The 22,579-nt window shown below is 60.1% G+C and carries 18 protein-coding genes; 14 read left to right on the forward strand and 4 right to left on the reverse strand.

Features of this window, described 5'->3' with window-relative positions; all coding sequences use genetic code 11:
* Nucleotides 1-315 precede the first annotated feature (315 nt).
* The 5 genes from O8B93_RS13135 (at nucleotide 316) to dprA (ending at nucleotide 5,049) form a co-directional block, all read left to right on the forward strand.
* Entirely contained in the window at nucleotides 316-747 is a 432-nt protein-coding gene (locus tag O8B93_RS13135) for a nuclear transport factor 2 family protein (protein WP_269710433.1), read from the forward strand.
* Between the two features lie 240 nt (nucleotides 748-987).
* Nucleotides 988-1,929: an aspartate carbamoyltransferase catalytic subunit gene (locus O8B93_RS13140; protein WP_173986855.1), complete on the forward strand. Its 942-nt coding sequence runs from the start codon at nucleotides 988-990 to the stop codon at nucleotides 1,927-1,929.
* On the forward strand, nucleotides 1,926-3,218 hold the full coding sequence (locus O8B93_RS13145; protein WP_269710434.1) for a dihydroorotase: 1,293 nt from the start codon (nucleotides 1,926-1,928) through the stop codon (nucleotides 3,216-3,218). Before O8B93_RS13140 ends, O8B93_RS13145 begins: the two co-directional genes overlap by 4 nt.
* Before the next feature lie 48 nt (nucleotides 3,219-3,266).
* Nucleotides 3,267-3,884, forward strand: a complete 618-nt coding sequence (gene plsY, locus O8B93_RS13150; protein WP_162991770.1) for a glycerol-3-phosphate 1-O-acyltransferase PlsY — start codon at nucleotides 3,267-3,269, stop codon at nucleotides 3,882-3,884.
* A 22-nt stretch (nucleotides 3,885-3,906) separates the two neighbouring features.
* Nucleotides 3,907-5,049, forward strand: coding sequence for a DNA-processing protein DprA (gene dprA, locus O8B93_RS13155; protein WP_269710435.1), 1,143 nt, complete (start codon nucleotides 3,907-3,909; stop codon nucleotides 5,047-5,049).
* Here the strand turns inward: dprA and O8B93_RS13160 are convergent.
* Nucleotides 5,002-5,235 (reverse strand): hypothetical protein, encoded by a 234-nt coding sequence (locus tag O8B93_RS13160; RefSeq protein WP_269710436.1) that lies wholly within the window; start codon nucleotides 5,233-5,235, stop codon nucleotides 5,002-5,004. The genes dprA and O8B93_RS13160 overlap by 48 nt on opposite strands.
* A gap of 259 nt (nucleotides 5,236-5,494) precedes the next feature.
* Here O8B93_RS13160 and topA point away from each other — a divergent pair, with 259 nt between their 5' ends.
* The 6 genes from topA to rpmG all read left to right on the forward strand — a co-directional run bounded on the left by topA (nucleotide 5,495) and on the right by rpmG (nucleotide 13,154).
* A complete protein-coding gene (gene topA, locus O8B93_RS13165; RefSeq protein WP_269710437.1) occupies nucleotides 5,495-8,176 on the forward strand; it encodes a type I DNA topoisomerase in 2,682 nt (893 codons plus the stop codon).
* Nucleotides 8,173-10,527 (forward strand): ribonuclease R, encoded by a 2,355-nt coding sequence (rnr, locus tag O8B93_RS13170; protein ID WP_269710438.1) that lies wholly within the window; start codon nucleotides 8,173-8,175, stop codon nucleotides 10,525-10,527. Before topA ends, rnr begins: the two co-directional genes overlap by 4 nt.
* 53 nt (nucleotides 10,528-10,580) lie before the next feature.
* On the forward strand, nucleotides 10,581-11,024 hold the full coding sequence (locus O8B93_RS13175) for a DUF983 domain-containing protein (protein WP_092769226.1): 444 nt from the start codon (nucleotides 10,581-10,583) through the stop codon (nucleotides 11,022-11,024).
* 62 nt (nucleotides 11,025-11,086) lie between these two features.
* On the forward strand, nucleotides 11,087-11,713 hold the full coding sequence (locus tag O8B93_RS13180) for an NUDIX hydrolase (protein WP_269710654.1): 627 nt from the start codon (nucleotides 11,087-11,089) through the stop codon (nucleotides 11,711-11,713).
* A gap of 17 nt (nucleotides 11,714-11,730) precedes the next feature.
* A complete protein-coding gene (locus O8B93_RS13185) occupies nucleotides 11,731-12,897 on the forward strand; it encodes an MFS transporter (RefSeq protein ID WP_269710655.1) in 1,167 nt (388 codons plus the stop codon).
* A gap of 89 nt (nucleotides 12,898-12,986) precedes the next feature.
* Nucleotides 12,987-13,154 carry a 50S ribosomal protein L33 gene (gene rpmG / locus O8B93_RS13190; RefSeq protein ID WP_003496403.1) on the forward strand — a complete coding sequence of 56 codons (168 nt, stop codon included), beginning with the start codon at nucleotides 12,987-12,989 and terminating at the stop codon, nucleotides 13,152-13,154.
* A gap of 908 nt (nucleotides 13,155-14,062) precedes the next feature.
* On the opposite strand, the gene O8B93_RS13195 is transcribed toward rpmG, so the two are convergent.
* The gene (locus O8B93_RS13195; RefSeq protein WP_269710439.1) at nucleotides 14,063-15,433 is read right to left on the reverse strand and encodes a PleD family two-component system response regulator; all 1,371 of its coding nucleotides are present in this window, start codon (nucleotides 15,431-15,433) and stop codon (nucleotides 14,063-14,065) included.
* Between the two features lie 18 nt (nucleotides 15,434-15,451).
* The gene (locus tag O8B93_RS13200; protein WP_003496409.1) at nucleotides 15,452-15,823 is read right to left on the reverse strand and encodes a response regulator; all 372 of its coding nucleotides are present in this window, start codon (nucleotides 15,821-15,823) and stop codon (nucleotides 15,452-15,454) included.
* 131 nt (nucleotides 15,824-15,954) lie between these two features.
* On the opposite strand from O8B93_RS13200, the gene O8B93_RS13205 reads away from it, so the two are divergent.
* The 3 genes from O8B93_RS13205 to O8B93_RS13215 all read left to right on the forward strand — a co-directional run bounded on the left by O8B93_RS13205 (nucleotide 15,955) and on the right by O8B93_RS13215 (nucleotide 19,025).
* Nucleotides 15,955-16,263, forward strand: coding sequence for a DUF3572 domain-containing protein (locus O8B93_RS13205; RefSeq protein WP_173986774.1), 309 nt, complete (start codon nucleotides 15,955-15,957; stop codon nucleotides 16,261-16,263).
* 69 nt (nucleotides 16,264-16,332) lie between these two features.
* A complete protein-coding gene (locus O8B93_RS13210; RefSeq protein WP_269710440.1) occupies nucleotides 16,333-17,616 on the forward strand; it encodes a DNA polymerase IV in 1,284 nt (427 codons plus the stop codon).
* 170 nt (nucleotides 17,617-17,786) lie between these two features.
* Nucleotides 17,787-19,025 carry a L,D-transpeptidase family protein gene (locus O8B93_RS13215; protein ID WP_269710441.1) on the forward strand — a complete coding sequence of 413 codons (1,239 nt, stop codon included), beginning with the start codon at nucleotides 17,787-17,789 and terminating at the stop codon, nucleotides 19,023-19,025.
* An 11-nt stretch (nucleotides 19,026-19,036) separates the two neighbouring features.
* On the opposite strand, the gene dnaE is transcribed toward O8B93_RS13215, so the two are convergent.
* Nucleotides 19,037-22,537, reverse strand: coding sequence for a DNA polymerase III subunit alpha (gene dnaE / locus O8B93_RS13220; protein ID WP_269710442.1), 3,501 nt, complete (start codon nucleotides 22,535-22,537; stop codon nucleotides 19,037-19,039).
* Between the last annotated feature and the right edge of the window lie 42 nt (nucleotides 22,538-22,579).

Genomic DNA, 22,579 nt, shown 5'->3' on the forward strand with positions numbered 1-22,579 from the left:
GGGTGATATTGCATAATTCCACCCACAGGAAGCGATTGAGACGATTAGATCGCCGCTTTCGGTATTTTTCGGGAGTGACCCTGATCTAGGTCTCCGGCCTGGAGAATGCCAGACACGTTTCCGGCAAGACAGGGCGACGCCCCGCTCACACTTTGCGAACCGGCGCGCATATCGCTTAATTCGCCACCTGCGACAGCCGATCGATCTGATTCACGGGCCATCGCGCATATTCTGCTTAATCCACCACCTGATGTGGAACCTGCCGCAGGCTTTTTGGGTTGGCGACGTGTTGACAGCCAGCACAGGGAGGAAGCCATGGAGGCCAGCGCAAGGAAGCTCTTCGAACAATATGAGCGTTTTTTCAACAAGTCTCTCAAAGGTGACATGAATATGGAGGAAGTTGCATCCCTCTACGCCTCCGACTTTATCGCTGCATCTCCTGCCGGGGTGATGACCGGAAAGAATGACGACCACCTGAAGCAGGTCATGACGAAGGGTTACGAGCGCTATCGGGCCATAGGAACGAAGGAGATGCGGATACGCGGCGTCCGTATCTCGCCCATCGATGAACATCATTGCGTCGCCCATGTCGCCTGGACGGCGACCTTCGCCCGCAAGGGGCAACAGGATGTCGCAATCGATTTCGATGTTCACTACTTCGTGCAGGAGTTGAACGGGCCGCCGAAAGTTTTCGGCTGGGCGTCAGGCGACGAACAGGCGCTTTTAAAGAAGCACGGCATCGTCTGACACGCGCTTGCCCCATCACCCACCGAAATGCGGGTCTCAAGGGTTGGGAAAACATCGCCGTGTTTTCATTTCAGCCCCTGCGGGCGCTTGCCCCGAGACCATGCAATCTCTATAGAGCGCAGGACCGAATTCCGCGGCACTCCTGAGGCGTGTTCACAGCGAATGGAGCGCACGGATCAGCATTCGGGCGTTCCGGGCATTTTCACGGGAAAATGCGGCGCCCGTCAGGAGGCAAACCGCATGGTCTTCTTCCCCCATCGCCATCTCCTCGGCATCAAGGGGCTTTCCCATCAGGATATCACCCTGCTTCTCGACAAGGCCGATGAGGCGGTGAAAATCAGCCGCCAGCGCGAGAAAAAGACCTCGACGCTTCGGGGCCTGACGCAGATCAACCTGTTCTTCGAAGCCTCGACGCGCACGCAATCCTCCTTCGAGCTTGCCGGAAAACGCCTCGGCGCGGATGTGATGAACATGTCGGTCGGCAATTCCTCGGTGAAGAAGGGCGAAACGCTGATCGATACGGCGATGACGCTGAACGCCATGCGCCCGGACGTGCTGGTCGTGCGCCATTCGTCGGCAGGGGCGGCAGCGCTTCTGGCGCAAAAGGTCGCCTGCTCCGTGGTCAATGCCGGCGACGGCCAGCATGAGCACCCGACACAGGCACTGCTCGACGCGCTGACCATCCGCCGCGCCAAGGGCGAGCTTTCGGGTATCACGGTGGCGATCTGCGGTGACGTGCTGCATTCGCGCGTCGCCCGCTCCAATATCATTCTTCTCAACCAGATGGGTGCGCGCGTTCGCGTCGTCGCCCCCGCCACGCTTCTTCCCTCCGGCATTCGCGACATGAGCGTGGAAGTTTTCCACGACATGAAGGAAGGGCTGAAGGATGCCGATGTGGTGATGATGCTGCGCCTGCAGCGCGAGCGCATGTCCGGCTCCTTCGTGCCTTCGGTACGCGAATATTTCCACTACTACGGTCTGGATGCCGAAAAGCTGAAAGCGGCGAAGGAAGATGCGCTGGTCATGCATCCCGGCCCGATGAACCGCGGCGTGGAAATCGCCTCCGAAGTGGCAGACGGTCCGCAGAGCGTGATTGAAAGCCAGGTGGAAATGGGGGTTGCCGTGCGCATGGCCGTCATGGAAACCCTGCTTGTCTCGCAAAATCAGGGTGAGCGCGTATGAGTGCCGTTACCGTTCTCAAGAACCTCCGCATCGTCGATCCCTCCCGTGATATCGACGAGACCGGCAGCATCGTCATCGGCGCAGATGGCACCATCCTCGCAGCCGGCAAGGATGCGCACAATCAAGGCGCGCCTGATGGTGCGACGGTGCGCGACTGCAAGGGTGTGGTGGCCGTTCCCGGTCTGGTGGATGCCCGCGTTTTTGTCGGCGAACCCGGTGCCGAGCACCGCGAAACCATTGAATCCGCCGCCCGTGCGGCAGCGGCCGGCGGCGTCACCAGCATCATCGTGATGCCGGATACCGATCCCGTTATCGATGACATCGCGCTGGTCGAATATGTGAAGAAGACGGCGCGCGACAAGGCAATCGTCAATGTCCATCCGGCAGCGGCCCTGACCAAGGGCCTCCGCGGCGAGGAAATGACTGAATTCGGCATGTTGAAGGAAGCCGGTGCGGTTGCCTTCACCAATGGCCGCAAGGCGCTTTCCGACACGCTGGTGCTGCGCCGCGCCATGACCTATGCCCGCGAACTGGGTGCTGTCATTGCGCTTGAGACCCGCGACAAATATATTGGCGGCGGGGACATGAACGAGGGGCTTTTTGCGAGCTGGCTCGGACTGTCAGGCGTTCCGAAGGAAGCCGAGATCATTCCGCTGGAGCGTGACCTGCGCATTGCCGGGCTGACGCAGGCGATCTACCACGCCGCCAAGATTTCCGTACCGGAATCGGCAGAGGCGATCCGTGTCGCCCGGCAGCGGGGCGTGAAAGCCACCTGCGGTATTTCCATCAATCATCTGACGCTCAATGAGAACGATATCGGCGAGTATCGCACCTTCTTCAAGCTTTCCCCGCCGCTGCGCGCCGAAGACGACCGCAAGGCCATGGTGGAAGCGCTGAAGGATGGCACGATCGATATCATTGTCTCCTCGCACGACCCACAGGATGTCGACACCAAGCGCCTGCCGTTTTCGGATGCGGCGAGCGGTGCGGTGGGGCTGGAAACCATGCTGGCGGCGGCATTGCGCCTCTATCACAGCGGCGAAGTTCCGCTGATGCGGCTGATCGATGCGCTTTCCACCCGCCCGGCGAAGATTTTCGGTCTCGATGCCGGAACGCTTAAAGCCGGTGCCAAAGCCGATATCACGCTGATCGATCTCGATGAGCCATGGCTCGTGGCACGCGACCAACTGGTGTCGAAATCCAAGAATACGCCATTCGAGGATGCCCGTTTCAGCGGCCGCGCTGTGGCCACTTATGTGGCTGGCAAAGCCGTTCATTCCTTGGCATAAGATCACGGCAAGAGATCACGCGGACGGCGCGACAGAGGGGACATCTGAATGAGTGCTTTGACTGACTGGCAGACAGCGCCTGCCCTTCTCGCGCTGGCGGCGCTGATCGGCTATCTGCTTGGCTCCATCCCCTTCGGCCTCATCCTTACCCGCATGGCGGGGCTGGGTGACGTGCGCAAGATCGGTTCGGGCAATATTGGCGCTACCAACGTGCTGCGCACCGGCAACAAGAAGCTCGCCGCCGCGACCCTGCTGCTCGACGCCCTGAAGGGTACGGCGGCGGTTCTGGTCGCCAATGCACTCTGGGGTTACGAGGCCTCGCTGGTCGCCGGCTTCTTCGCCTTCCTCGGCCATCTGTTTCCGGTGTGGTTGGGTTTCAAGGGCGGCAAGGGTGTCGCCGTCTATATCGGCGTCCTGCTTGGCGCGGCCCCGCTGATGATGCTGGCCTTCGCGCTGATCTGGCTCGCAACCGCGTTCATCACCCGCTACTCCTCGCTGTCGGCACTGCTGGCCATGCTGATCATTCCCGTCGCGCTCTGGGTGCTTGGACCCGAAAAGACGGCCCTGCTGGTGACGCTGCTCAGCGTGATTTCCTGGTGGAAACATCGCGAAAATATCAAGCGTCTGATGGCCGGCACCGAAAGCAGGATCGGGCAAAAGGGCTGAACCCCAATCTTGAGGATATGCCATGCCGCATGAGGAAACGATACGGCAGGGCATAGAGCTTTCCGCGCGGCAGCGGGTCGCCTGGCTGAGGCTCATCCGCAGCGACAATATTGGCCCCGTTACCTTTCGCGAACTCATCAATCATTTCGGCAGCGCCGAAAAGGCGCTCGATGCCCTGCCCGAGCTTTCGCGGCGCGGCGGATCATTGCGCAGCCCACGCATCGCCACGCCGGCGGAAGCGGAAGGCGAGATCGAAACTGCGGACAAATTCGGCGCGCGTTTCATCGGCATCGGCGAGCCGGATTATCCACCTGCCCTGCGCCAGATGGATGGCGCGCCGCCGCTGATCGCCATGAAGGGATCTGCGGATGTGGCGACAAGAGCCTGCGTCGGCATCGTCGGTTCGCGCAACGCCTCCATCAACGGCGCGAAATTCGCTGCTATGCTGGCACGCGATTGTGGGCGCGCCGGTTATACGATCGCATCGGGGCTGGCGCGCGGCATCGATGCGGCCGCGCACAGGGCAAGCCTTGCGACCGGCACGGTTGCGATGCTTGCCGGCGGTCTCGACCGCCCCTACCCGCAGGAAAATTTCGGGCTTTTGCAGGACATATACGATCAGGGCGGCGCGACGATCAGCGAAATGCCTTTCGGCTGGGAGCCGCGCGCCCGCGATTTTCCCCGCCGCAACCGGTTGATCGCGGGCGTGTCGCTTGGCGTCGTCATCGTCGAGGCGGCGGAGCGTTCGGGTTCGCTGATCACGGCGCGGCTTGCCGGCGAAGCGGGCCGTCTGGTTTTTGCCGTGCCCGGCTCCCCGCTCGATGCACGTTGCGAAGGCACCAACCGGCTGATCAAGGAAGGCGCGATGTTGACCACGGGTGCGGCCGACATTCTCGAAGCGCTGCGACCGCTGATGGAGCCGCAATTGCCCTATGACCGCAAAATCGAGGAACCGAGATCCGACACGGAGATGTCACCACCGGGGGACGACGAGCGCAGCATCATCGCCGCCGCTCTCGGTCCCTCGCCCGTGGAAACCGACGATATCATCCGTCACACAGGTTTTTCCGCTGCAACCGTTCATTTGGTGCTGCTGGAGCTTGATATTGCCGGGAAGCTAAACCGGCATGCCGGGGGGCGTGTTTCGCTGTTCGTCGCGGATTGACAGTTTGCGACGACCGCTCTGGATATCGCCGACTTCGACATAGGCCATCTCGATCAAATAACACAGCATGTCTGCGCCCTCGCGACTGGCGACCTGGCGCAACTCCGCCAGCATCTGGCGGATGTATGCCAAGTTCTCTCTGGTCCCCTCATTATCGGCATTATTGTTTGTGGCGTTCGGGACCATATATTTATCCTGGAAATTCAGACTGAAACGGGGAGCATTAAGTCGATTCAAATGATGTTGCCCATCATAACCAATTTACCAAAGATTGCAATACAACAATAGATTATCCATAGGTTGCAAAGGCCCGGAAGCGAGAAAATCGGGCTTGCCTCTTGACCAGCGGGCATTACCTGTCCATGTCGAATTATAAAGAAGGCCAATTGCGGCACCGCGCCGCGACCGGGGCCACGTTAACGGACCAGTTCCAGAGAAGAACAATATGAATGTCGTCGTCGTAGAATCTCCTGCCAAAGCCAAGACGATCAACAAGTATCTTGGTTCGGGCTACAAGGTTCTTGCATCCTTTGGCCACGTCAGAGACCTTCCTGCCAAGGACGGATCGGTGCTGCCCGACCAGGATTTCGAAATGTCCTGGGAAGTCGACAGCGCATCCGCCAAGCGCATGAAGGATATTGCCGATGCGGTGAAATCCTCCGACGGCCTCATTCTCGCAACCGACCCGGATCGTGAAGGTGAAGCCATTTCCTGGCACGTTCTCGATCTTTTGAAGAAGAAGCGCGTTCTCGGCGACAAGCCGGTGAAGCGCGTGGTCTTCAACGCCATCACCAAAAAGGCGGTGCTGGACGCCATGGCCAACCCGCGCGACATCGACGTGCCGCTGGTCGACGCCTATCTCGCCCGCCGCGCGCTTGACTATCTCGTCGGTTTCAACCTGTCGCCGGTGCTGTGGCGCAAGCTGCCGGGCGCGCGCTCGGCCGGCCGCGTTCAGTCGGTTGCGCTGCGTCTCGTCTGCGACCGCGAGTCCGAGATCGAACGCTTCGTCTCCGAGGAATACTGGAACATCAGCGCGCTTTTGAAGACACCGCGCGGTGACGAGTTCGAAGCCAAGCTGATTTCGGCCGATGGCAAACGGCTGCAAAGCCGCGGGATCAAGACCGGAGACGATGCAAACCGGCTGAAGACACTTCTGGAAGGCGCGACCTATGTCGTGGATACGGTTGAGGCCAAGCCCGTCAAGCGTAATCCCGGCCCACCCTTCACCACCTCGACTTTGCAGCAGGCGGCGTCTTCGCGCATGGGCTTTGGCGCTTCGCGGACGATGCAGGTGGCGCAGAAGCTCTATGAAGGTATCGACATCGGCGGCGAGACAGTCGGTCTCATCACCTATATGCGTACCGACGGCGTACAGATGGCCCCCGAAGCTATCGATGCCGCTCGTAAGGCCATTGGCGAGCAGTTCGGCGACCGCTATGTGCCGGAAAAGGCGCGTTTCTACTCCACCAAGGCCAAGAACGCCCAGGAAGCGCACGAGGCGATCCGCCCGACCGATTTCAACCGCACGCCCGACCAGGTGAAGCGTTATCTCGATGCCGATCAGCTGCGTCTTTACGACCTGATCTGGAAGCGCGGTATCGCCAGCCAGATGGCGTCCGCCGAAATCGAGCGGACGACGGTCGAAATCCTCGCGGACAAGAACGGCGAGAAGGCCGGGCTTCGCGCCGTCGGCTCGGTGATCCGTTTTGACGGTTTCATCGCCGCCTATACCGACCAGAAGGAAGACGGCGAGCAGAGCGACGACGGTGACGACGAAGGCCGTCTGCCGCAGATCAATGCGCGCGAGAACCTCGCCAAGCAGAAGATCAATGCCAGCCAGCACTTCACCGAACCGCCGCCGCGCTATTCGGAAGCCTCACTCATCAAGAAGATGGAAGAACTCGGCATCGGCCGCCCTTCCACCTATGCGGCAACGCTGAAGACGCTGAGCGACCGTGAATATATCATCGTCGACAAGCGCAAGCTGATCCCGCATTCACGCGGACGGCTGGTGACGGCTTTCCTTGAAAGCTTCTTCTCCAAATATGTCGAATACGACTTCACCGCTGCTCTCGAAGAAAAGCTCGACCGTATTTCCGCGGGCGAACTGGACTGGAAGCAGGTGCTGCGCGATTTCTGGAAGGATTTCTTCGCGCAGATCGAAGATACCAAGGAATTGCGCGTCACCAACGTGCTGGATGCGCTGAACGAGGTTCTGGCGCCGCTGGTATTCCCCAAGCGTGAGGATGGCTCGGATCCGCGCATCTGTCAGGTTTGCGGCACCGGCAATCTCTCGCTGAAGCTCGGTAAATACGGCGCTTTCGTCGGTTGCTCCAACTATCCGGAATGCAACTACACCCGCCAGCTCACCTCTGACGGTGCGGAAGCGGACGCTGCGGCATCGAACGAGCCGAAAGCACTCGGTGCCGACCCGATGACCGGCGAGGAGCTGACGCTTCGCTCCGGCCGTTTCGGACCCTATATCCAGCGCGGCGATGGCAAAGAGGCCAAGCGTTCCTCGTTGCCCAAGGGCTGGAAGCCTGAGGATATCGACCACGAAAAGGCGCTGGCGCTCATCAACCTGCCGCGCGATATCGGCAAACATCCGGAAACCGGCAAGATGATATCGGCCGGGCTTGGCCGCTACGGACCGTTCCTTCTGCATGATGGTTCCTATGCGAACCTTGAAACCATCGAGGACGTGTTCTCGATCGGTCTCAACCGCGCCGTCACGGTCATTGCCGAAAAGCAGAGCAAGGGACCGGGACGCGGCCGCAGCGGCACGCCGGCGGCGCTGAAAGAACTGGGCGACCATCCCGATGGCGGTGCTATCACCGTCCGCGACGGGCGTTATGGCGCTTACGTCAACTGGGGCAAGGTCAATGCCACCATTCCGAAGGGGCAGGACCCGGCTTCCGTGACTCTGGACGAGTCACTGGTGCTGATCGCCGAGCGTATCGCCAAGACCGGCACCGGCGGCAAGCCCGCCAAGGCCAAGAAACCTGCCGCCAAGAAGGCCGATGGTGCCGCCGCAAAACCAAAGGCGACGAAAGCCAAGGCAGCAACCAAGAGCATGGCGACCGCCAAGCCGAAGGCAGCGGCCAAACCCAAGAAGGCAGCAGAGTGAGCAAGGCGCCACGTCAGAGACAGGGTTCCGCCAGCGACGGTTTCGGACGCACCGGGCGCGGCAAGCGGGTGAGCGAAGGTGAAGGCATCATCCATGGCGAGGTGCCTTCCCGCGAAGTGCTGCTGAAATTCATCGCCGACCATCCGCAGCAGGCTTCCAAGCGCGAAATTGCCAAGGCTTTCGGGCTGAAGGGTGAAAACCGCATCGTTCTGAAAGCGCTGCTGAAGGAACTGGAAGTTGACGGCATGGTGCACAAGAGCCGCAAGTCGCTGACGCGGCCGGGCGGTCTGCCGCCTGTCACGGTTCTCGACATCACCACCCGCGACAAGGACGGCGAATTGATCGGCCGGCCGGCGGAATGGCCGGAGGATATGGGCGCTGCACCCGCCGTGCTGATCCGCCAGTCCTCGCAGGATCGCGGCAAGAAGGCACCGGCGGCAGGTCTCGGCGACCGCATTCTTGCAAAGATATTCCCCTCCAAGGAGAGCGTCGGCCCGGCCTATACGGCCCGCGTCGTGAAACTGATCGACCGTCGCCAGAACGCGCTGCTTGGTGTGTTCAAGCAGATGGAAGGCGGCGGCGGACGGCTGATGCCGATCGACCGGCGCGGCGAAGAAATGGTCATCGACCCCGATGGTGTCGGCGATGCGAAAGACGGCGATCTGATCGAGGTGGAAACCTCGCGCAACAGCGGCCGTTACGGCCTGACGCGCGCGAAGGTTCTGTCCGTCGTTGGTTCCGTCGCATCGGAAAAGGCGATCTCGATGATCGCCATCCATGCGCATGGTATTCCGCATATCTTCCCGTCGAATGTGCTGGCGGAAGCGGATGCGGCCAAGGCCGCGACCATGTCGCACCGCGAGGACTGGCGCGACCTGCCGCTCATCACCATCGATCCGGCCGACGCCAAGGATCATGACGACGCGGTCTATGCCGAACCGGACCCCTCGCCCGACAATCCCGATGGTGTCATCGTCACCGTCGCCATTGCCGATGTCTCCTGGTATGTGCGCCCCGGCGCGCCGCTTGACCGAGAGGCGCTGAAGCGCGGCAACTCGGTCTATTTCCCCGACCGGGTTGTGCCGATGCTGCCGGAACGCATTTCCAACGATCTCTGCTCGCTGAAGGAAGGTGTCGACCGCCCTGCCCTTGCTGTGCGCATGACCTTTTCCAAGGAAGGCCGCAAGGCCGGCCACACCTTCCATCGCATCATGATGAAGAGTGCCGCCAAGCTGTCTTACCAGCAGGCCCAGGCGGCTATCGATGGCAAGCCCGACGACAAGACCGGCCCGCTACTGGAGCCGATCCTCAAGCCGCTGTGGCACACTTATGAGGTGATGAAGCGCGGCCGCGACCGCCGCCAGCCGCTGGAACTCGACATGCCGGAGCGCAAGATCCAGCTGCGGCCCGACGGCACGGTGGACAAGGTCGTCATTCCCGAACGGCTGGATGCACATAAGCTGATCGAAGAGATGATGATCCAGGCGAATGTCGCCGCTGCCGAAACGCTGGAAAAAAAGAAGCAGCCGCTGGTCTATCGCGTCCACGACGCGCCGACGCTGACCAAGCAGGAGGTGCTGCGCGAATTCCTCGGCACGATCGGCATTTCCATGGCCAAGGGTGCGGTCATGCGCGCCAATTCCTTCAACGGCATTCTGGCGCGCGCCATTGATACGCCGCACCAGATCATGGTCAACGAGATGGTGCTGCGCAGCCAGAGCCAGGCAATCTACAGCCCTGAGAATATCGGCCATTTTGGCCTTAACCTGATGAAATATGCGCATTTCACCTCGCCGATCCGCCGTTATGCCGATCTGATCGTGCATCGGGCGCTGGTGGGCTCGCTCGGTCTCGGCGAAGGTGGCATCACGCCACAGGAAGAGGCGACGCTTGATGATATCGCCGCCGAAATCTCGACTTTCGAGCGCCGCGCCATGGCAGCCGAGCGCGACACCATCAACCGGCTGATCGCGCATCATCTTTCCGAAAGGGTGGGTGAAGAATTCGAGGGCCGCGTCGGCGGTGTCACCAAGGCGGGACTATTTGTCGCGCTGCCGCAGTTTGGCGCTGATGGCTTTGTTCCTATATCTACACTCGGAACCGATTATTTCTTCTATGACGAGGCCCATCAGGCTTTGACGGGGGAAAAGACCGGTCTCGGTTATCAGCTTGGCGACACGGTTCAGGTCCGGCTTGCAGAAGCGGTGCCCCTCGCGGGCGCGTTGCGTTTTGAAATGTTGAGTCCGGGGCGTAAGATGCCGGTCGGCTCGCGGTCGTTCCACAAGGCAGGCCGGCGGACATCGCGTCCGGGCGCGAAGCCCGGGACACGGCCGCCCAGAGGGCGACGGTAGGACGACGCTAACAAGACCGCGAAGCGGTTCAAGAACGGGAGAAGGACTTAAGGATGAGTGCACATCAGGGCTCGGAGACGGTCACTTTCGGAGACAGCAGCGCTGAGAGACCGCTTGGCCGCTCGATCATGCGGGGCATGGCCAACCGTTGCCCGGCCTGCGGCAGCGGCCGCCTGTTCCGGGCCTTCCTCAAGCCGGTGGATGCCTGCGCGGCCTGCGGCGAAGAAATGCACCATCACCGTTCCGACGACCTGCCGCCCTATATTTCCATCGTCATCATCGGCCATATCGCCGTTGGCGGCTTCATGATGACGGATATGATCCTGAACATTCCCATGTGGGCGCATTTTGCCATCTGGGTGCCGATCACCATTCTGGCCGCACTTTTGACGCTGCAACCCATCAAGGGCGGCGTCATCGGCCTGCAATGGGCGCTGCGTATGCACGGCTTCGACCGAAAACAACCAAAAGCGCAGATAGACGGCTCTTCTCACTGACCGTGGGCGGGACCTTGCGTGAACCCCAGCACTCCCGGGATGCCGAGACGGTGATCGCGCGCCTGCGGCCGCGCGATGCCGCCTCCCTGATCCTGTTCGACCGTTCCGGCCCGCAGCTCAGGGTGCTGATGGGTCAGCGCAGCAGCGCCCACGTCTTCATGCCCGGCGCCTACGTGTTTCCGGGCGGCAAACGCGATCCGCGTGACCATGCGCTGCCCTTTTCCGGCGATCTGCATCCCGCCGTGCTACGCAGCCTCACCGCTTCGGCAGCACGCCGTCTCAGCGCCGCCGGCGCAAGGGCTCTGGCGCTTGCAGCCGCGCGCGAGCTTTTCGAGGAAACGGGCGTGGATATCGGATTGGGCGCTAAGGGTCCTGATCTTTCCCGTTTCAGATATGTTGCACGCGCCATCACGCCACCCGGCAATGTGCGGCGCTACGACACGCGATTCTTCTGCTGTTATACCGACGAGTTGGGGCTGGATATCCGGCTAATCCGTGATTCCGATGAACTCTCCAACGTGCAATGGCTTGACATGACAGACCTTTCCGGTCTGAACATGCCCAAAATCACGCGTACGGTTCTCGAAGATGTCACAAAACTCATGATAGGTGATCCCTCACTGCCCTTTGAAAGCCCCGCGCGGCTGTACGTCACGCGCCACGGCCGGTTCATTCGAGACTTTGTATAAAGGCCGTCATGTCACAAATGAAATGCGAAGAAGCGGATGCCATCCACTGGCCCTCACTGATCGCCGCGATTTCCGCCATCAGTGCGGTCGGTGTCGCCATCGGCCTTGGGCTGCCGCTCCTGTCGATCATTCTTGAGAAGCGCGGCATCTCCTCGACCATGATCGGGGTGAATTCGGCAATGGCCGGTGTTGCGGCCATGATGGCGGCTCCGGTCACCACCAAGATCGCCCATGATTTCGGCGTGGCGCGAACCATGCTGCTGGCCGTGGTTATTTCGGCGCTGAGCGCGCTCTGCTTCTATTTCGCTGATGCCTTCTGGATGTGGTTTCCGCTGCGAATCGTTTTCCACGGCGCCACCACCACTCTGTTCATTCTCTCCGAATACTGGATCAACATGACCGCGCCGCCGAAAAAACGCGGCATGGTGCTTGGCATCTACGCCACTGGCCTCGCAGTGGGTTTCGCCGTCGGGCCGTTGCTGTTTTCGGCGGTCGGCAGCGAAGGCATCCTGCCCTTCCTCGTTGGCGCCGCGATCATCCTTCTGGCCGCCATACCCATCTTCATGGCGCGCGGCGAAAGCCCGGAACTGGACGAGCACCCCAATCACCATTTCATCCGTTACGTCTGGCTGGTGCCGATGGCATCGGCCGCAGCTTTCGTGTTCGGTTCGGTGCAGGCAGGTGGCCTGTCGCTCTTTCCGATCTACGCCACCCGTGAGGGTTTCAACGAATCGCAGGCCGCTCTCCTGCTGACGGTGATGGGAATCGGCAACATGGTCTTCCAGATACCGATCGGCCTGCTTTCCGACCGGCTGAAGGATCGGCGCACCATGCTCGCCCTGATGGCCTTTGCGGGCGTTTGCGGCACGCTGGCCCTGCCGCTTCTGGTGGAGAGCTGGATACTGGTGGCGGCGCTGCTGCTGTTCTGGGGTGGCCTCGTCTCCGGCATGTATACCGTCGGCCTCACCCACCTTGGATCACGGCTCAAGGGCGCCGATCTGGTCTCCGCCAACGCCGCCTTTATCTTCTGTTACGCCATGGGTACGATCGCCGGACCGCAGGCCGTCGGCATTTCCATGGATATTGCGGGCACCAATGGTTTCGCCTGGGCGCTTGCCGTATTTTTCGGGCTTTACGTGGTGCTTTATGGGTTCCGTTTTGTTTTCCGGGCAAAACAGGCTTGACTTTTTGGGCGCGATACGTAGTTTCGCGCCAGATTTAGCCGAGGTGAGAAGCGCCTGCGGCTTCTCTTTTGTTTAAAGGCAGGACGACCATGGCGAAAGCTACAACAATCAAGATCAAGCTGCTGTCGACAGCCGACACCGGTACCTTCTACGTCACCACCAAGAACAGCCGTACGTTCACGGACAAGATGACGAAGACGAAGTACGACCCGGTTGTACGCAAGCACGTTGAATTCAAGGAAACCAAGATCAAGTAATGTCTTGATCGGGTTCTCCGGCAAATAGCGCGCCCAATGGGCGCGTTTTTTGTTTGTGCCGAAATATTACCGCCACGACGCTCGTCACACCGAGCGGCTTTCCTTTCGTGGAAACGAGGGTGCTGCCTCTCCATAGACCATGACATTGCTGCTGCCACTGGCAAAGCACGCGCGGCACTGACGGGGCACGAGCCTGCCGCCCGTTCAAGCACATGATCGCCAAGATATATCCGCAGGCATTTACGAAGGCTGCTCCGAACACCCCCTTGGCCTATGTCCGTCCCCTGCCCCTACATCGACGTCGCACAGCCCTGCACAGAAATCGGTCGGGAACCGGCGCCTCGCTACACGCGCGCCACCAGCAGGCTGTTTTCGGGAAGAAGGCGGTCGGCCAACGATGTGATTACGGCACGAGGAACCGATTCGGACATCGTCAGCCGACCGACCCCACGATTCAGGAGATGCGGCGGACCTGAGCATCATGGGGCATTCAAACTACGCAATACCAGCCCCTGACGAGCGAAATCGAGACGGCAAAAGCCGCCATCATTCCATCACCGCAAGACCGACAAACCGCCGGAAGAACTGTTACTCTCGATTGTGAGTGTGCGCAGAAGTAAAATAAAAATCAACAAATTCTTAAGCCAGAGATACGTTCCCTGAGAAACATGGTTAAATATACCAAGCTGGCACACTATAGTTTCCTGCGAGATTGAATTCAACGTATTTCTCAACTTGAACTCTATTAAGGCCACCTCGATTCATCCCTTCATTGCAAATAGATAAAATACATCTGGGGTCAATGGCTTGCGGCCTCTCGACGTCCGCCAGGATGGGCGAGTAGCGATTTCGCCGGGATATGCCGGAGAGTCTCCGCAGACAATCGTGGTTAATTGCCCGCGCCCGGCTCAGGCCGCGGCGGCCACGACGCGGTTGCGTCCTGCGTGTTTTGCCTCGTAAAGCGCCTTGTCGGCCTGCTTCAATATCTCGTCCGGCGCGCCGAAGGCACCGCTGCTGGTGGCGATGCCGAGGGAGGCGGTAATGCTCAGTTCCCGATCGATGGAACGAACATAAAAGGGCTTGTCTTCCACGATTGCCCGCAGGCGCTCGGCGACGCTTGCCGCAAGCTCCATGGGCGTATCCGGCATGACGACGACGAATTCCTCCCCGCCATAGCGGCAGGCGAGATCCGCGCCGCGCACCGTGCTGCGGATGCGTGCTGCAAATTCGCGCAGCACCTCATCGCCGACATCGTGGCCATAGGTGTCATTGACCAGCTTGAAGCGGTCAATATCGGTCATGCAGATGGAGATCGGGCGACCACGCACGGCGGCGCGGTCGAAAAGTATCTTCAGGTGACTATCGAGATAACGACGATTGTTGAGGCCCGTCAGCCCGTCCACAATCGCAAGCTCCATCGTATGCTGCAGATTGAGCCGCAGATGTTCATTGTAGCGCTTGCGCCTGATCTGCGTCAGCGAACGGGCGACGAGTTCATTCGGATCGATCGGGCGGAGAATGTAATCGTTCACCCCAAGATCGAGCGCACGCGCCACCATCTCATCCGCCCCCTGCTCCGCCACCAGAAGCAATGGCAGAAAACGGGTGCGCTCCAGCGAGCGAAGCTGCGAACACAGCCTCAGCGGATCGTAGTCCTCGAAATTGGAATTGACGATGACCAGCTCGAAGGGGCTGCTCGCCGCCTTGAGCAAGGCCGCCTGCGGCTCCGTGACGGCATCGATCTCCGCAACCGGCTTCAGCGCCCGGATGATGCGTTCCTGCGAGCTGGCGCGGCCATCCGCAACCAGCACGCGGCCCGGTGTCTGCATCAGGCCATCGCTCCGCAGCATCTCCTCGATGCCGATCTGCCGGGCAGTCTCCGCACGCAGCCGCAGCTCGTCGCTGACGGCCTTCAGTCGAACCAGACTTTTGACGCGGGCGATCAGTTGAAGATCGTTGACCGGTTTGGTGAGAAAATCGTCGGCACCCGCCTTGAGGCCGCGCACACGGTCCGACGGCTGATCGAGCGCGGTGACCATGACAACCGGAATATGAGCGGTATTTGGATTGGCCTTCAGCCTTTCGCAAACTTCGAAACCATCCATGCCCGGCATCATGATATCGAGCAGGATGATATCGACCTGCTCCTCATCACATATCGTCAGCGCCTTGAAACCATCCTCGGCGGTGACGACGTCGAAATACTCAGCGATAAGCCGGGCTTCGAGAAGCTTTACGTTTGCGGGTATGTCGTCAACAACCAGAACTCTCGCCGTCATAACAGTTCCCCAACCGACTTACGCATCGCCAAGATAGGTCTTGATGATTTCGATGAATTTCGGAACGGAAATCGGCTTCGACACATAGGCTTCGCATCCGCCCTGACGAATGCGCTCCTCGTCACCCTTCATGGCAAAGGCCGTGACCGCGATGACCGGGATGACATGCAGCTCGTCGTCTTCCTTCAGCCACTTCGTCACCTCCAGCCCGGAAACCTCCGGCAGCTGGATATCCATGAGGATAAGGTCCGGGCGGTGCTTGCGAGCGAGATCGAGCGCCTCCATGCCGTTGCGCGTCTGAATAGTGGTATAACCAGACGCCTCGATCAGGTCGCGAAAGAGCTTCATGTTCAGCTCGTTGTCTTCGACTATCATGACCTGCTTGGGCATGGTGGGCAGTCCCCGTTTCGCTTTGAAACCTTCATCCAGACATATAAGTTGTCAGGATGCCGATTCCATCGTCCATTCGTTGCGCAAGGCTAGAGGGATTTGGTTTCAAAATAGGTAACTTCGGGGAAGAAATGCTGCGCGATACAAAAAACAAAGGCAATGCCGGCCAGGATCCGCAAGAAACGGCGGCCGCCATACTTGGCTGGCTGGCGAACGAGCCTGACATGCTGTCGCGTTTTCTGGCCTTGAGCGGATTACAAGCCACTATGCTGCGCCAGGCCGTCAATGATCCCGGCTTCCTGGCGGGGCTGACGGATTTCCTGATGAGCCACGAGCCGGATCTGATGGCGTTCTGTGCCGCCACCGATACATCCCCCGAAACGGTGGCCGCCGCCTGGCACCATTTTTCCGGGCCGGGGCTGGATTCAGGTGTGTATTGACGGGACGCCACTTGAGCGGCCATCGCAGCCGGAGTATGGTCGGCTACGTTCTGGTTTTGTTTTCGGCCCATGTCCACGTCACACCACTATGATCCCGGTTTTTGCCGCGACTGTCTGGCTGGCCAGCCAGAAGGGTTGAGGCGTTGCCGCGCCTGCGGCAGCCCGCGTCTTCTCTATCATTCCGAACTCTACGATCTGAGCATCGCCCATATCGATTGCGACGCCTTTTATGCCTCTGTCGAAAAACGCGACAATCCGGAACTGGCCGACAAGCCTGTTATCGTTGGCGGCGGCAAGCGCGGGGTGGTTTCCACCGCCTGTTATATCGCCCGCATCCACGGCGTGCGCTCCGCCATGCCCATGTTCAAGGCGCTGGAAGCCTGCCCCGACGCTGTCGTCATCAAGCCCGACATGGAAAAATACAGCCGTGTCGGCCGTCAGATCCGCGCAATGATGCAGGAATTGACGCCGCTGGTGCAGCCGCTTTCCATCGACGAGGCGTTTCTCGATCTTTCAGGCACCGAGAAGCTGCATCACGATCCGCCGGCGCGGGTGCTGGCGAAATTCGCCCGACGCGTGGAAAAAGAGGTGGGGGTGAGTGTTTCTGCGGGGCTTTCCTATTGCAAGTTTCTCGCCAAGGTCGCCTCGGATCTGCAAAAACCGCGCGGCTTTTCGGTTGTCGGCGAAGCAGAGGCGCTGTCCTTTCTGGCAGCGCGCCCGGTCACGACCATCTGGGGCGTGGGAAAGGCCTTTGCAGCGACGCTGGAAGCGGATGGCATCCGCATGATCGCGCAATTGCAGGAGATGGAAGAGAGCGAGTTGATGCGCCGTTACGGCGTGATGGGGCAGCGGCTGTTCCGGCTATCGCGCGGTATTGATGAACGGCATGTGCACGACAACGATCCGGTCAAAAGCGTCTCGTCCGAAACCACCTTCTTTAATGATATTTCCCGCCATGAGGATCTCGTTTCCATCCTGCGGTCGCTTTCCGAAAAAGTGGCCTGGCGGCTGAAGAAAAGCGGCATTGCCGGCCAGACCGTGGTGCTGAAAATGAAAACGGCGGACTTCAAGACCCGCACCCGCAACCGCAGGCTTGATGACCCCACCCAGCTTGCCGACCGCATATTCCGCACCGGCCTTGCACTCCTGGAAAAAGAAACCGACGGCACCAAGTTCCGCCTTATCGGCATAGGCGTCAGCGATCTGCGCGATGCTGGCCTCGCCGATCCGCCCGATCTCGTCGACAGGCAAGCCACGCGGCGGGCAGCGGCGGAGGCGGCAATGGACAAGCTGCGCGACAAGTTCGGCAAGGGCAGCGTCGAGACCGGCTATACCTTCGGCACCCGCAAATAGGGACCTGAAGACGACCATGCGGACCTTTCCAACTGTGTCTGCCACCACCCGTGCCCAATGTATTTTAGATTTTACACAAATTAGTGATGTTGCGGCCGCGGCTTCCTTAAACTTCATTAAACTTCGCGTGGTTGAGTGAAGGAAGTTTTGTGCATGTGGTGTATTGCGTCATGTCCCTTCGCCTCCGTCTTCTGACCGGCATGCTGTCGGCCAGCATTCTTGCTTTTCCGGCGCTTGCCGCCGACAGCCGGTCGCTGCAGATCCTGGTGTCAAAAAGCGACCAGTCGCTCTCGCTTTATGAGAACGGTGAGATCATCGCCACCTCGAAAGTCTCCACCGGCAAGGCCGGGCACGAGACGCCGAGCGGCATCTTCTCCATTCTGGAAAAGCGAAAATACCACGAGTCGAATATCTATTCGGCCGCCCCAATGCCCTTCATGCAACGGCTGACATGGTCCGGCATCGCGCTGCACGAGGGCAAGGTGCCGAATTATCCGGCCTCGCATGGCTGCGTGCGCCTGCCTTCGAAATTTGCCAAGTCACTTTTCGGAGACACGCAGGCCGGTGTGCATGTCATCATCACCGATCGCCCGGTTTCCCTGCGTTTCGTAGAGCATCCGGCGCTGTTTGCACCACGCGACGATGCCGACGACGGCAAGCTGCTTCTGTCGGATGTGCAGCTGCGCCCGGCGACCTTCGATGCGGCATTGGGTGCGGTCGAGGTTGCCGTCAATGAAAAGACGCAGGCCATCAAACCGGCGGTAAAGATCAAAGCCTCCTCGCCGCTGCGCATCCTCATTACAAGGCGTGGCGAGCGGGAAAAGGTGATGGATATCCAGGCCGTACTGACCCGCCTGGGCTTCGATGCCGGTTCTGCCGATGGTTATGCGGGCGAAATGACGGTGAGCGCCATCAACGGGTTCAAGCGCTGGAAAGGGCTGAAAACATCAGGACCGCTTCTGACCGACGACTTTGTGACGTCGCTTTACGCGTCTGCCGGTGAGGATCATCCGCCGAATGGCCAGATCATGGTGCGGCAGGACTTCAAGCCGCTGTTCGAAGCAGCCATTGATATCAAGGATCCGGAAGTGGCGCTCGGAACCCATTTCCTTGAGGCCGTTTCCGTGGACCGCGCAGCCGGAACCGCGGAATGGAACGGCGTGACGCTCGAAAATCATCTGCCAGCCGCCGCCCGCAAGCGGCTTGGCATTACCGTTACCGAAGCGCCCGGCGGTTTCGACCAGTTGAGCGCCGTACTCAGCCGCCTCGAAATCCCCGCGGATATACGCCACCGGATCGAGCAGGAGCTTTCAAGCGGAAGCTCGATCACCGTTTCCGATCTCAGTCACCAGATGGAGACAGGAACCGGAACCGACTTCATCACCGTCACAAAGGAAGGGCCGGTGTGAGGGCTTTCGCCTCACACCAGCTCCACATCAACGACACCGGGTGCGGACCGCAGCGCAGCGGCGATTTCAGGTGAAATGCGGTATTTCTCCGTCAGCTCAACCTCGATCTCGCGGCTGCCCTCATCCTTGATGACGATGAAATAGACCGATCCGTCGCCTTTTGTGTTGAGGTGGCGGGCAACGGTTTTCAGCGGGCCGGAATCGCGTACATAGACCCGAAGCGCCTTCTGCATCTGCACGGATTTCTCTTCCAGCGACTGCGCCGTCTGAATACGCAGGCCGATGCCTTCCGGCCGCTCTTCCGCCTGTACGGTGATGACAAGCGATTTGCCGACTTCCAGCAGATCACGGAACTGGCCGAGCCCTTCGGAAAACAGCACGGCCTCATATTGTCCTGAAGCATCCGAGAAGGTGACGATGCCCATCTTGTTGCCGGTGCGGGTCTTGCGCTCCTGCTTGCCCGTCACTGTGCCGGCCAGACGCCCGGCGGTGGCGCCCTGCTTCACCGCGGCGGAAAAATCGGCGAAATTCTGCACCCGCAACTTTTCCAATATGGGGCGATAGGTATCGAGTGGATGGGCGGTGAGATAAAAACCGAGCACCTGATATTCACGCAACAGTTTTTCCGAGGCGAGCCAGGACTGGAAGGCGGGCAGGATCAGCTTTTCCGGGCCATTGCCGCCACCGGAGCCGAACATGTCCGACTGACCAATGGTGCGGTTGTTCTGCGCCATCTGGGCATAACCGATGATGCGGTCCAGCCCGCCGATCAGCTCTGCACGGTCACGGCCGAAACAATCGAAAGCGCCGGCATTGATCAGGCTTTCCAGCACACGCCGGTTGATCTGCTTGGGATCGATGCGCAGGCAGAAATCCTCAAGGCTCGTAAACGGCTTGTCGTCGCGTACCTGGACGATATGTTCCACCGCCCCCTCGCCCACGCCCTTGATGGCCGCCAGCGAATAATAGATGCGGTTTTCACCCGTCTCGAACTGGCGGAATGAGGTCTGTACCGAGGGTGCGACGACCTCGATGCCGAGACGGCCGGCATCCTGACGGAAATCGTTGAGCTTTTCCGTGTTGGCCATGTCGAGCGTCATCGAGGCCGCGAGGAACTCCACCGGATAATGCGCCTTCATATAGGCGGTCTGGTAAGACACGATGGCGTAAGCGGCGGCGTGGCTCTTGTTGAAGCCGTAATTGGCGAATTTCGCCAGGAGATCGAAGATGGTATCGGCCTGCGGTTTCGAGACGCCGTTTTTAATGGCACCATCAACAAAACGTTCGCGCTGCTTGTCCATCTCCTCCTTGATCTTCTTGCCCATGGCGCGGCGCAGAAGATCGGCTTCGCCGAGCGAATATCCTGACAGGACCTGGGCGATCTGCATCACCTGCTCCTGATAGACGATAACGCCCTGCGTTTCCTTCAGCAGATGGTCGATGGTCGGATGGATCGATTCCAGCTCCTCCTCGCCATGTTTGCGGGCATTATAGACCGGAATGTTTTCCATCGGGCCGGGACGATAAAGCGCCACCAGCGCGATGATGTCCTCGATGCAGTCCGGACGCATGCCGATCAGCGCCTTGCGCATGCCCGCACTTTCCACCTGGAACACGCCGATGGTTTCGCCGCGCGACAGCATCTCGTAGGTCTTGGCGTCCTCGAGCGGAATGGCGGCGAGATCGACCTTGATGCCGCGCTTGGCAACAAAATCGACGGCCACCTTCAGCACCGTCAGCGTCTTCAGGCCGAGAAAGTCGAATTTGACGAGGCCGGCGCTTTCCACCCATTTCATGTTGAACTGGGTGACCGGCATATCGGATCGCGGATCGCGATACATCGGCACCAGCTTGGAGAGCGGCCGGTCGCCGATGACGATACCGGCGGCGTGGGTGGAGGCGTGGCGGTAAAGCCCCTCGATCTTCTGGGCGATATCCAAGAGGCGGGCGACGACCGGCTCCTTGTCCGCCTCTTCCTGCAATCGCGGCTCCTCCTCGATCGCCTTGGAGAGCGGCGTCGGATTGGCCGGGTTGTTGGGCACCAGCTTGCAGATCTTGTCCACCTGGCCATAGGGCATTTCCAGCACGCGGCCGACGTCGCGCAGGGCCGCTCGCGCCTGTAGCGAACCGAAGGTGATGATCTGTGCCACCTGCTCGCGGCCATATTTGGCCTGCACGTAGCGGATCACCTCTTCGCGGCGATCCTGGCAGAAGTCGATATCGAAGTCGGGCATCGAAACGCGTTCGGGATTGAGAAAGCGTTCGAACAGCAGCGAGAAGCGCAGCGGATCGACATCGGTAATGGTCAGCGCATAAGCAACGAGCGAGCCCGCACCCGAACCACGGCCCGGCCCAACCGGAATATCGTGCTGCTTGGCCCATTTGATGAAGTCGGCAACGATCAGGAAGTAACCGGGAAACTTCATGCGCGAGATGACGCCGAGTTCGAAATCCAGCCTTTCACGATAATCCTGCTCGGTGTAACCGGGCGCCATGCCGAGCGCAGCAAGCCGCTGATCCAGCCCCTCCACTGCCTGTCGGCGCAGTTCCTCGGTTTCGGCGCGTTCGGCCGCTTCCGGATCGTCGCTGGCGCCGGTGAAACGTGGCAGGATCGGCCCGCGCTTTTTCAGCACATAGGAGCATCGGAGCGCGATCTCGACGCTGTTCTCCAGCGCCTCGGGAAGATCGGCAAACAGCGCCGTCATCTCGTCACGGCTTTTAAGGTAATGATCGGGTGTCAGGCGGAAGCGGCTGTCATCGGACACGATGGCGTTATGCGCCACCGCCATCAGCGCGTCATGTGCCTCATAGTCAGCCTTGGACGGGAAAAACGCCTCGTTTGTGGCAACGAGGGGGATATCGTATTCATAGGCCAGCCCAATCAAGCGCCGCTCGTGGGAACGGTCGTAACCGGACTGGCGCTGCAATTCGATATAAAGCCTGTCGCCAAAGAGCGACTTCAGCGTCAGCAGCCGCTCTTTGGCCTGCGCGGTGTGGCCTTCCTTCAGCGCCATATCGACGGGGCCGCCGGAGGCACCGGTCAATGCAATGAGTCCGGCATTGGAGGCTTCTTCCAGCCATGCGCGGGTAATGTGCACGGAATGGCTTCCGCCCTCACCGTCCAGATAAGCGCGGCTGACGAGATCCACCAGCCGCTCATAGCCTTCCGCATTGGCGGCAAGGAGAACGATGGCGGGGAGTTTCTGGAGGTGGCTATTGTGATTGCGGCGATCCTCCGCCGCATCCTGCATGTCGACGGACAGCTGGCAGCCGATGATCGGCTGCAGACCTTCGTCCCGCGCCTTTTCGGAAAATTCCAGCGCGACGAAGAGGTTGTTGGTATCGGTAATGGCAATGGCCGGCTGGCCGTCGCCAACGGCCTTGGACATGATTTTCTTGAGGGGCAACGCCCCCTCAAGCAGGGAATAAGCGGAATGAACCCGAAGATGGACGAAGCCGGGGGTCTTCAACGTTTCGCCAGAGGTCTCTCCACGCATAACCGCATCGCCCATATCGTCATCCTGTCATTCTGAATCGAGGGGGCGATTTTCCGA

Source organism: Martinezella rhizogenes, assembly GCF_027460065.1.
Classification (GTDB): domain Bacteria; phylum Pseudomonadota; class Alphaproteobacteria; order Rhizobiales; family Rhizobiaceae; genus Agrobacterium; species Agrobacterium rhizogenes_C.

Bases quoted from the DNA above. Each gene is read 5' to 3' on its own strand.
- dprA (WP_269710435.1), top strand. From the start codon at position 3,907: ATGCCGCATGAGGAAACGATACGGCAGGGCATAGAGCTTTCCGCGCGG.
- O8B93_RS13200 (WP_003496409.1), bottom strand. From the start codon at position 15,823: ATGCCCAAGCAGGTCATGATAGTCGAAGACAACGAGCTGAACATGAAG.
- O8B93_RS13140 (WP_173986855.1), top strand. From the start codon at position 988: ATGGTCTTCTTCCCCCATCGCCATCTCCTCGGCATCAAGGGGCTTTCC.
- O8B93_RS13205 (WP_173986774.1), top strand. From the start codon at position 15,955: ATGCTGCGCGATACAAAAAACAAAGGCAATGCCGGCCAGGATCCGCAA.
- rpmG (WP_003496403.1), top strand. From the start codon at position 12,987: ATGGCGAAAGCTACAACAATCAAGATCAAGCTGCTGTCGACAGCCGAC.
- O8B93_RS13175 (WP_092769226.1), top strand. From the start codon at position 10,581: ATGAGTGCACATCAGGGCTCGGAGACGGTCACTTTCGGAGACAGCAGC.
- O8B93_RS13185 (WP_269710655.1), top strand. From the start codon at position 11,731: ATGAAATGCGAAGAAGCGGATGCCATCCACTGGCCCTCACTGATCGCC.
- plsY (WP_162991770.1), top strand. From the start codon at position 3,267: ATGAGTGCTTTGACTGACTGGCAGACAGCGCCTGCCCTTCTCGCGCTG.
- O8B93_RS13210 (WP_269710440.1), top strand. From the start codon at position 16,333: ATGTCCACGTCACACCACTATGATCCCGGTTTTTGCCGCGACTGTCTG.
- O8B93_RS13145 (WP_269710434.1), top strand. From the start codon at position 1,926: ATGAGTGCCGTTACCGTTCTCAAGAACCTCCGCATCGTCGATCCCTCC.
- topA (WP_269710437.1), top strand. From the start codon at position 5,495: ATGAATGTCGTCGTCGTAGAATCTCCTGCCAAAGCCAAGACGATCAAC.
- O8B93_RS13135 (WP_269710433.1), top strand. From the start codon at position 316: ATGGAGGCCAGCGCAAGGAAGCTCTTCGAACAATATGAGCGTTTTTTC.
- O8B93_RS13215 (WP_269710441.1), top strand. From the start codon at position 17,787: ATGTCCCTTCGCCTCCGTCTTCTGACCGGCATGCTGTCGGCCAGCATT.
- dnaE (WP_269710442.1), bottom strand. From the start codon at position 22,537: ATGGGCGATGCGGTTATGCGTGGAGAGACCTCTGGCGAAACGTTGAAG.
- O8B93_RS13160 (WP_269710436.1), bottom strand. From the start codon at position 5,235: ATGGTCCCGAACGCCACAAACAATAATGCCGATAATGAGGGGACCAGA.
- O8B93_RS13195 (WP_269710439.1), bottom strand. From the start codon at position 15,433: ATGACGGCGAGAGTTCTGGTTGTTGACGACATACCCGCAAACGTAAAG.